7 protein-coding genes are annotated in these 9,969 nt (G+C 66.3%); 6 read left to right on the top strand and 1 reads right to left on the bottom strand.

The window, feature by feature from the left end:
• Positions 1–154: 154 nt before the first annotated feature.
• The 5 genes from ACWDS7_RS25730 (at position 155) to ACWDS7_RS25710 (ending at position 9,017) form a co-directional block, all read left to right on the top strand.
• Entirely contained in the window at positions 155–1,555 is a 1,401-nt protein-coding gene (locus ACWDS7_RS25730) for a hypothetical protein (protein ID WP_451931357.1), read from the top strand.
• 342 nt (positions 1,556–1,897) lie between these two features.
• Entirely contained in the window at positions 1,898–3,181 is a 1,284-nt protein-coding gene (locus ACWDS7_RS25725) for a tyrosine-type recombinase/integrase (RefSeq protein WP_451931356.1), read from the top strand.
• Entirely contained in the window at positions 3,178–5,565 is a 2,388-nt protein-coding gene (locus ACWDS7_RS25720) for a tyrosine-type recombinase/integrase (protein ID WP_451931355.1), read from the top strand. The genes ACWDS7_RS25725 and ACWDS7_RS25720 overlap by 4 nt, the downstream gene beginning before the upstream one ends.
• Entirely contained in the window at positions 5,525–6,595 is a 1,071-nt protein-coding gene (locus tag ACWDS7_RS25715) for a tyrosine-type recombinase/integrase (protein ID WP_451931354.1), read from the top strand. The genes ACWDS7_RS25720 and ACWDS7_RS25715 overlap by 41 nt, the downstream gene beginning before the upstream one ends.
• Positions 6,588–9,017, top strand: coding sequence for a tyrosine-type recombinase/integrase (locus tag ACWDS7_RS25710; RefSeq protein WP_451931353.1), 2,430 nt, complete (start codon positions 6,588–6,590; stop codon positions 9,015–9,017). The genes ACWDS7_RS25715 and ACWDS7_RS25710 overlap by 8 nt, the downstream gene beginning before the upstream one ends.
• Before the next feature lie 29 nt (positions 9,018–9,046).
• Here ACWDS7_RS25710 and ACWDS7_RS25705 read toward each other — a convergent pair whose 3' ends face one another.
• Positions 9,047–9,544 (bottom strand): DUF4265 domain-containing protein, encoded by a 498-nt coding sequence (locus ACWDS7_RS25705; protein ID WP_451931352.1) that lies wholly within the window; start codon positions 9,542–9,544, stop codon positions 9,047–9,049.
• Positions 9,545–9,553: 9 nt separating this feature from the next.
• On the opposite strand from ACWDS7_RS25705, the gene ACWDS7_RS25700 reads away from it, so the two are divergent.
• Positions 9,554–9,964: a hypothetical protein gene (locus ACWDS7_RS25700; protein WP_451931351.1), complete on the top strand. Its 411-nt coding sequence runs from the start codon at positions 9,554–9,556 to the stop codon at positions 9,962–9,964.
• Positions 9,965–9,969 lie beyond the last annotated feature (5 nt).

The raw sequence follows: 9,969 nt of genomic DNA, 5'->3' as shown, positions 1-9,969 counted from the left end.
GCGCGGTGGCCAGCCGTTGCAAAGCAGGACGAGGCCCGGCCCATATAAGCCCAATACCCACATTCACCAGGTGTTGCTCGCCGGCGAGGAGCCTGAGGGGCAGCGCGCGGCGGACACCGGTTGATGTACCGGATAAGGAATGGTTATCCGGTACATGGCCGTCGCCAAGGTATCGGCGACCTGCGGGTTCACCGGAACAGTCGCCGCGCGACTCGGGTGCGTTATCCGGTGCTACATGGCGCCCATAACGAGGGCGTTCGTCGGGGTCAACCTCGGCCGGATTCCCTGCGTCGTATCCATTGTGGATCTTGCCAGGCTCCGGAGGCTGCGTATCGCGGCCGCGGCCATCACCCTGTTGTTCACCCTCGGTGTCTTCGATCAGCTGAAGACGCCCGCCCTGCCGATGCCGGCACGGGCTGCCGCCTCGGTCGAGGAGATCGCCGACCGGCTGCGCGGGCACCTCGACGACGACGTCACTTACGCCCACCATGTCACCCTGCCGGGCACTCCCCTTCTGGCTTGGTGCTGGCCGGAGAACATTGAGACACGGATGCCGCCCGAGGGCGTGCCCACCTACAGCGGCAAGCTGCTGCCCCCGGAGATGGACGAGCCGCTGGAGGTGCGGTTCTGGATCACCTCCCCCGAGACGGCGGTGAGCGCGGTCGCGGCGGCCAGCTCTGGCACCGAGGAGTGCGGCCGCTCCGACGATGACGTGCTCAAGGACGTGGCCGACTTCAACCAGCGGGGGTGGCTTGGCGTGCAGGCCCTGGTCACTACGGATGTCTGGACGGAGGACGGCGACTCGGGCGCCAGCGCGACGATCGTGGCAGCGCGTGGCGGGCTGCTGGCGGAGGTGACGTGGTCCTGGCCGTTCGAGGCGGACAGCGAGCCGGACCCACATGTACTGCTCCAGGGCACTGTGTCGGCCACGTCCGTGCTGGCCGCCGTTGGCGGCGACCCTGCCGAATCCGCACTCGCCACCACCACGCGGTCGGCCTCGGCCGCGATGGCCGCGGCCCTGCCCCCTCCGTCCGCGTACGGAAAGGACATGGTGTCGTGGCCGGTCCCAAGGAGCGCGCCGGGCTCGCATGAACTGGTCTGCGGGGACCCCTTTCATGAGCAGAACGCCTACAGCGGCGCGCCCGCTGTTACCCGTCGCCTGATCGGTGAGGTATCGGTCCGCGAGGACGTGCTGTTCCTGCCCGAGGAACAGAGCGCCGAACGGGCGCGCACCAGGTCGCTCGGCTGGGATGGCTCATGCCTCTCCGACGAGGGCGAGCAGTCCTACAGCATCGATCCCCGACTCCAACCCTTCACCAGCGGCCCGTGGACAGGCGAGATCAAGACCTTCGCCGTGCAGCGCCCCGACCCGCCGCGCCGGTCCAAGGGCACCTACCGCCACTCGGTTGCTCATGTCGCCGTGGGCCTGCGCCATGGCACCGCCATGGTCTACCTCCGTTGGCAGGGACCGGTCGGAACCGACCCGGCCGCCGCCCTGCGCACCGGCCGCGCCGCCATCATGCGCACACTCGACCGTCTGCCCGTCGGCGATTGAAGCCTTCGGCCCTGCCTCATGCACCGTTCTGCCCCATCGTGATCTTGTTGAGAATCGATCAGTTGATGAACGTGATCGGCTCGCGGTGCGCCGAGGGCCCGCAGTCCCGTCGGGACTGCGGGCGCTTTGGTGCTGTGGCTGGTCAGTGCGGTAGGTGGTCGGCGCTCACGCCGCCGTCCGCGCCCTGGGCGGCGGCGCGCAGCACCGCCTGGTGCACCTGCTCGACGGAGCGGCCGGCGAGTGGGACGGGGCTGCCCTGCAGGGTGTCGTGTTGACTGAACTAAACCACGAGTTTCCGCAGGTCAGTAGTCATATAGATGGGCCCGCTGCTACCTTCCCTGCATGGTCGATCGGGAGAGCGGCAGCCGGGACTTATCAGCGTTGGTTATGCCGCTGCAAGGCCGACTGGAGGAAACGGGCAATGAGTGGGAGCCGTATCGGCTGATCGCTCCGGGCGGGCAGGTGGTCGCGGCGGCCGCGATGTACTTCAAGGAGCTGCGAGCGTCGGGAAGCCCGGCGACGACGACCCGTTCCTATGGCATGGACCTGCTGCGCTGGTGGCGCTTCCTCACCGCAATTGAGGTTTCATGGCATCGCGCCACCCGAGGTGATGCGCGGGACTTCATGCTGTGGCTGCAGATGGCAGACAAGCCCGAGCCTGCCGGCCAAAGCCCGCACCGACAACGCGAATCAGCGTTGCTGCGAGCCGCTATCCCAGCGTCGGGACGGCTGGCTCCGGGTGCGCCGAATCCGATCACAGGCAAGCTGGCTCCAGCACGGAAGTACGCGCCCAGCACCCAAGCGCATTGCGAGACGGTGCTGCGTGCCTTCTACGACTTCCATCGGGAGCTCGGCAGTGGACCGATCATCAACCCGTTTCCGCTGGCTCGCACGCACACCAGTGGCCGGGCTCACGCTCATCACAATCCGCTGATTCCCTTAACACCTGAGCGGCAGGGGCGTTACCGGCCGAAGATTCCCACGCGGATTCCCCGACGCATCCCCGATGACAGGTTCGACGAGCTGTTTCGTGCCTTGGGCTCGGATCGAGATCGGGCGCTTTTGGCCTTCTGGGTCTCTACCGGGGCACGCGCGGCGGAGCTGCTGGGCGTACGGCAGCGTGACGCCGATCCTGGCCAGCAGCTGATCACAGTGGTCCGCAAGGGCAGCCGAGAGGTTCAGCGGCTGCCGGCTTCACCGGATGCGTTCGTGTGGCTGCGCCTGTATCAGGAGCAGATGCATCGCCAAGGGATACCGCGAGGTAGTGATCAACCGCTGTGGTGGACACTGCGGCGTCCATGGCGGCCGCTGACCTACCACGCGGCACGCAAGATGTTCGTGCGCGTCAACGAAACCCTGGGTGCGAACTGGACCCTTCACGATCTGCGGCACACCGCGGCTTATCGGATGGCCCGCGATCCTGAGCTGCCGCTGGTTGATGTGCAGTGGATGCTTGGCCATGCCGCGTTGACCACGACGCAGCGTTACCTCACCGCCAGCCAGGACGAGATCATCCAAGGTCTGCTCGCCCACCATGCGCGCCAGGGCCGCCGCCTGGCCGCGCCGCCACCGGCGGCGGGATATGACCCCCGCAGCCTGGAGGTGTTGTTCGGAGGCACGCTGTGAGCGGTCTGGCGACGTCGCCGCTGACGTCCTCAGCTCCTGACCGGCCCAGCCGCTCATCAGCGCTGCCCTCGTCGCCGTCGCCGGCCGTAGCTGAGTTGTGGCGACGCTTTCCGGCTCGGGACGAGCCGATGGGGCCGGCGACCATGATGAGTCTCAACGACGCCGTGGTGTATCTGGGCAGGCTTTTGGACAATGAAAGCAAGGCTTGGCGTACGGCTCTGACCCGCGATGCGGCGACCTGCTTGCGCTGGCTGCACAGCTGCCCAGGTGAGACCTGGCAGGAACGCTGGCTGGCCAGCGGTGCCGAGGACCGCGGCGGGCAAGACTGGGTGGAGCTGCCGCTGGCGTGGCTTGAGGCCGACCGGGGAGCGCGACCAGGAGACAGAAACCATCTTCTGAGCGGATTACTGGCACTGCTGTGTGCCGATGTGATCCGTCCAGGTATGCGGTGGATGATGACCCGCAACAACTACTACCTCGTCCGTGGGCTGGAGCGCCGACGCGATCCTCACGGCATCGCCCGGGTGAGGGCGGCTTTGAGTACACGCTCAGTCGAACCTCGCCTGGCGCGGGAAACACTGACCAAGATCGCGATCATCATGGTGAGCAAAGGCGGCTTGGTCGCCGATATCGCCGTCGGCGACTGCCTGCAGCTCACGCATACCCAGCGGGAGATCGGAGCCCAAAAGGGCAAGGGCACGTCGCTGTTTTACGAGGTGCTGCGCTCGATGGGGCAGTTCCCCGCCGATGCGCCCGCGACCTTGCGGGTCTTCACCGCCGGAGGGCAGCGCAGCGTCGAGCAAATGATGGATCGCTACCAGATCAAGTGCGCCCCTGTGCGGGACCTGATCGTGGATTATCTGCGTGAGCGGCAGCCCGCGGTGGACTACACAACGCTGGAGAGTATCGCCGGGACACTGGGCAGGCAGTTCTGGCGTGACTTGGAGCTGCATCATCCGGGAATTGATTCCTTGCGCCTGGAGTCGCACGTCGCTCACGCGTGGAAGGAGCGGCTACGCACAATCGTGCGGCGGGTGAAGCAGGTTGACGGCACGATGATCGAGGTGCGCAGGCCTCGTCTGAACTGCACCGCGCAGCTGATCACGGTCCGGGCGTTCTATCTGGACATCGCTCAATGGGCGGCCGAAGACCCAGGCCGCTGGGGTGGCTGGGCGGTGCCGTGCCCGATCAGTGCGGCCGATGTCAGCTGGGGCAAGGAGATCAAGCGGCGCAAAGCACGGATGGATCAGCGCACCCGCGAGCGCCTGCCGGCCCTTGCCGCCCTGGTGACCTTGGTCAACGAGCGGCGCAAGGCCGCCCAGGAGCGGTTGGAGAGACTGCTGTCCACCCCCGAAGGGGAGGTCTTCGCTGTGGGCGGGCACTCCTTTCGTCGCCTGGCCCTGGCTCATCGCCGCAATGGCACGTGGGCGCAGAGCCTCACCGGAGGTCCCCGCCGTGACTTCACCTTCGAAGAACATGAGGCGTTTTGGACCTGGGCCACCATCGAGGTGTTGCGCCACACGGGCATCCGGATCGAAGAGCTCATGGAGCTGAGCCACCACAGCATCACCCAGTACCAGCTGCCCACGACCGGAGAGCTGGTTCCGCTGCTACAGATCGCCCCCTCCAAAAGCGATGAGGAACGACTGCTGTTGGTCAGCCCGGAGTTGGCCGATGTGCTCAGCGCGATCGTGTGCCGCGTCCGTGACAGCAGCGGAACCATCCCGCTGGTCGCCTCCTACGACACGATGGAGCGGGTCTGGAACGCCCCGATGCCGCTGCTGTTTCAGCGCACCTTTGGCGGTGAGCGGCGAGCGCTGACACGCACGAGCTTCCGCGACTTGCTCATCAAAGCATTGACTGGCCTGGGACTGACAGATTCGGCCGGGCAGCCCTTGGACTACCGACCTCATGACTTTCGCCGGATGTTCGTCACCGATGCCGTGCTCAACGGGTTGCCGCCGCACATCGCGCAGGTCATATGCGGTCACAAGCACATCACCACCACGATGGGCTACAAGGCCGTCTACCCCGCCGAGGCGATCGAGGCCCACCGGGCGTTCATCGCCCGCCGCCGGGCGGTGCGGCCCAGTGAGGAATACCGCACTCCCAGCAGCGAGGAATGGGAGGCGTTCCTGGGCCTCCCTGTTAACTGCACCTCATCTGGATCACCGACCGGACATGTGCCTTGGTCTGTTGAGAGGGTGAGGCGTGGTCGAAGACGTGCGGCGTGCTTTGGAGGAGGGGCGGGCGACAGTGCCCTCGGTGGGGGCGGTCGTTGCCGGAGAGGGGGTGCATTTGCCGTTCCTCGTGGTGGACGGCTGCGGCAAGGAACTCCGGCCGGTGAGCGCCTATCTACGGGATCTGATGCTCGGAGATGCTAGCCCGTTGACATGCCGGAGCTATGCGTTTGATCTTCTGCGGTGGCATCGGCTGCTGTGGTTCCTCCAGCTCGACTGGGAGAAGGTGACCGAGGCCGAGGTCGCGACGATGGTCGGCTGGCTGCGTACGGCCCGGAACCCGCAGCGCGAACGCAAGCGGCCGGGCGCGGCTCCAGCGGGATCAGTAAATCTCAAGACCGGTAAGCCGTCGCTGCGGGCCGGATACGCGCCGAGCACGATCAATCACGCGCTCACCGTCGTGCATGGCTTCTATTCCTTCCACGGCCGGTTCGGAGCCGGCCCGGTGGTCAACCCGGTGCCCGTCTCGGCGCAGCGGCGGCAGGTGCTGGCGCACCGCAGCCCGCTGGAACCAGTGCCGGTGGTCCGTCGAGCGCGGTTGCGTCAACGGGTCCCGCAGCAGGCGCCGCGTGCGATCCCGGACAACCTGTGGGACGAGTTGTTCGCCGCGATGGGTTGTGATCGCGACCGGGCGCTGCTGGAGTTCTACGTCAGCTCGGGAGCACGAGCGAGTGAGCTTCTCGGCCTGACCTTGGACGACATCGACTGGGGCGGCCAGCTGATCTACGTCGTCTCCAAAGGCACCCGGCTGCGCCAGCCGATCCCGGCCTCCCCGAACGCTTTCCGCTATCTGGGCCTTTACCTGGCTACCGACGGACTGCCATCACCCGGGCAGCCGATCTGGCGGACCCGTCGCGGAGAGCAGCGGCCGATGACGTACTGGGCGATGAGGCGGGTGCTGCAACGGGCCAACGAGCAGTTGGGCACCAACTGGACGTTGCATGACGCCCGTCACACTGCCGCCACCAGGATGGCCGGCGACGAACGCCTCACATTGGCCGAGGTCCAGACCATACTCCGCCATGCTCATCTGGACACCACGGGGCACTACCTGGTGGCCCGCATCGAGGACATGCACGACAAGCTGCACGAGCACTACACCCGGCCTCGCCCGCAACGTTCTTATCCAGCCGGGTACGACCCCGACGACATCAAGGCGGTCTTTGGTGGCTGAACCGACCACGACCACGGTGACCTCTGACGAAGCCACGAGGCTGGTGCCGACACGGTTCGCTGGCCTGCAGGCCGCGCCCGCTCTGCCGTCCGCGGTCCCGTCCGGTCCTTATGGCCGCCATCTGGCGGATGCTGGCGTTGACGAGATCGAGGCGGCGATGCGCCAGGTCTGGCCTGGTGGCCGCGACGCTGAACGACGGCGGGCCCGTGGAGCCCGTCTCCTCCTGGAGCACCTCAGCGGCTTCCCTGGTGGTGGCTGGCAGCAACGGTGGGAGGCTAGCGGGCTGAACGAGGCGAGCCGGCCGGTCAACATGATGATCCCCGAGCATCACGGGCGCAAGGAGATCTGCACTGGCGCGGCCTGCTTGTTCGCGCTGCGCGTCATCCGCCCGTCGTTACTGGCACTGCGGTCGACCCGGTTCGCCGGCTATGGCGGACGGTTCCTGGAAGCGCAGCGTGATCCGCTGCTGGAGGAGTTCTGGAAGCGGGTTAAGGATCATCCGGTGCACCCGATGCACCACACTGCGGCCCTGTTCGACGTCGCGGTCGCGTTGACCACACAAGGGATTGCCCTGGCCGACCTGACGCCGGAGGCGTTTCTGCACTACATCTGGCAGTCTCGGGATCAAGGACTGACGATGAAGGCCCGCGGCAAGCAGAATCGCGGCCAGTTTCCTGGCCAGCTGGCCTGGCCCGTCCTGCACGAGATGGGACTGTTCTCCCCGGGCACACCGGCGACGGTGCGCGCGGCCGTGCTCCCGGGGCAGCGAACGCTGGAAGAACTCGTCGATCGCTACGCCATCCAGCATCGGGGAGTACGGCAGCTGATCCTGGACTATCTGGCCCGGCGCCGCGGCGAACTGGACTACAGCTCCCTCGATCAGCACGCCCGGTCCTTGGCCGGGGCGTTCTGGGCCAAGATCGAAGCCCTCTCACCCGGGCATCCAGACCTGCGCATCGACGCCGACCTCTATGCGAGGTGGCGTGAGGCGCTCAACACCCGCACGGACGGCCAGGGCAAGCGACACGAGGTCGAACGCATCCTGCGCTCAGTGCGCTCCTTCTACCTTGACCTGCATAGCTGGGCGGTCGCGGAACCCGAGCAGTGGGCACCATGGGTCGCTCCCTGCCCGATCCCCGACAACGCGCTGCGCGGGCTCACTGTCCGCAAGCGGCGCACCAAGGAACGCATTGACGACCGGATCCGCCGCCGCCAACCCCTGCTGCCCACCCTCGTGGCGCACCTGGAAGACCGCTACCACCACCTCCGCGGCCTTCTGCACCACGCTTCCCCGCTCGCTCCGGGCCAGACGTTCACCTTCGAGGGAAGCCTCTATCAGCGGATCTGGACCGCCGGTGACGAACGGCGCCAACGCCACGGCGGACAGGCCAACGTCCGGGTCCGCGACCTGGCCGCCGACGTGGACCTGAACCTCACCGTCACCGAAGAGCTGGCCTTCTGGGAATGGGCAACCACGGAGGTCCTGCGACACAGCGGCATCCGGATCGAGGAGCTCCTCGAGCTCACCCACCTCAGCATCCGCCAATACCAGCGCCCCAACGGAGAAGTCATCGCGCTGCTGGTCATCGCCCCGTCCAAGACCGACCGCGAGCGCGTCATCCCCATGTCGGCCGAGCTGTTCGCCGTCATCGCCGCCATCGTCCGCAGACACACCGACGGCGGCCGGACCATCCCTCTCATCCAACGCTACGACCAGCACGAACGCCGGATGAGCGAACCGATGCCGTTCCTGTTCCAACGCCAGCTCGGCACCGTCCGCCGTGTCATCTCGCCCGCCACCGTCCTGGTCATGCTCCGCCGACGCTGCGCCGAGCTAGCTGAGCATCACACAGACTTTCAGACCGCCAGCTTCACCCCCCACGATTTCCGCCGGCTGCTGGCCACCGAGCTGGTCAACAACGGACTCCCGATCCACATCGGTGCCGCCCTACTTGGACATTTGAACCTGCAAACAACTCGGGGATACGTCGCGGTGTTCAACGAAGACCTCGTCCGCCACTACCAGGCCTATCTCGACCGCCGCCGCCAGGCCCGACCGACCGACGAGTACCGCCCGGTGACCGAATCCGAATGGCTCGGGTTCGAAGAACACTTCGACCAGCGCAAAGTCGAGCTAGGGGGATGCGCCCGGCCCTACGGGACCCCTTGCCAACATGAACACGCCTGCCTGAGATGTCCCATGATCAACATAAACCCGAAAATGCTGCCCCGACTCGATGAGATCGAACTCGACCTCCTGGCCCGCCGAGCCCGAGCCGAAGCCGAGAGCTGGCTCGGCGAGATCGAAGGCATCGACCTCACCCTCACCTTCCTCCGCCAGAAGCGAGACCAGACCCGCCGACTCGCCAGAGTCGCCCCGATCCACCTCGGCATGCCGGGCATTCGCTCCACTCGGCCATGACACCCGATCGCCCGGCACAGCGCCGACGGCTACTCCGCCGCTTGCCATCTTGGAGTGACGCAGCCCTCTTCGTAGTGCCACTGGCCCTCTTCCGCGCCTTGGATCACGAATCGCTTCACCGCAGGAATGTCTGCAGCAGACGGAACGTTCAGCGCGACCAGTCCGAACTGCTCAATCCCCTCGCCCTCAACCCCGAACGGTGCAAAGGCGTCGAGCACCGCTTGCCGCACCTCGACTCGACGACCACCTTCTGCTGGGATGATCCGAATCGTGCAGTTGTCGGAGTACTCCACGGCCTGCTTCACCCACAGCACCCCATCCTCGTCGAGCGCGACCACGACAACATCGTCGAGCGCAAAGCCACGGGCGAAGAACGGGGTATTACCCAGCCGGGCGCGATCTTTATCGACCCTGACCGCCCACACACGCTCGGTCCGCGCAGGAGGCCATCCGTTCTCGGGTTCAAGGTCGAACACCACGCGCACCCAGTCAACGTCAGGGTCCCGCTCCGAATTGTTCTCGCTCACCTGCACAGGATGGCAGATTCATCTGCCAGGCCAGCGCTTGACAAAGTGCAGAGAAATTTCGAACGACGCAAACTGTCGCTGGGCACCTGTGCCCGCGCTTTCGGCACTGGTTGTCAGCATGAACACGCTTGTGTCAGGTGCTCACTCCTTCGGCCGGATCCGGCTCAGCGGGCACGGCTGGCCGAGATTCGCGACAACCTTCGTGACCGGATCTCCGAAGCCGAGCGCGAGGGCTGGCTCGGTGAGATCGAGGGCCTCAAGGTCAGCCTCGCCGGCGCTGAGGCCAAGCTCGCCCAACTCGATGCCCAAGCGGCACAAGCCTGGCAGGCGGTCGACCTGGGAATGCCCTCGTTCGGCGAGATCGTCGCACACCGGCCTTCGAGGAGGCTGAGTGCAGAAATTAGCGGTAGCGATCTGTGACTTCG

The organism is Streptosporangium sp. NPDC003464 (genome assembly GCF_053588315.1).
This window is presented reverse-complemented; position numbering and strand designations above follow the sequence as displayed.

What these genes read in the sequence shown, in the direction of transcription:
- ACWDS7_RS25730 (WP_451931357.1), top strand. Translation starts at nt 155, where the DNA reads ATGGCCGTCGCCAAGGTATCGGCGACCTGCGGGTTCACCGGAACAGTC.
- ACWDS7_RS25725 (WP_451931356.1), top strand. Translation starts at nt 1,898, where the DNA reads ATGGTCGATCGGGAGAGCGGCAGCCGGGACTTATCAGCGTTGGTTATG.
- ACWDS7_RS25700 (WP_451931351.1), top strand. Translation starts at nt 9,554, where the DNA reads ATGGCAGATTCATCTGCCAGGCCAGCGCTTGACAAAGTGCAGAGAAAT.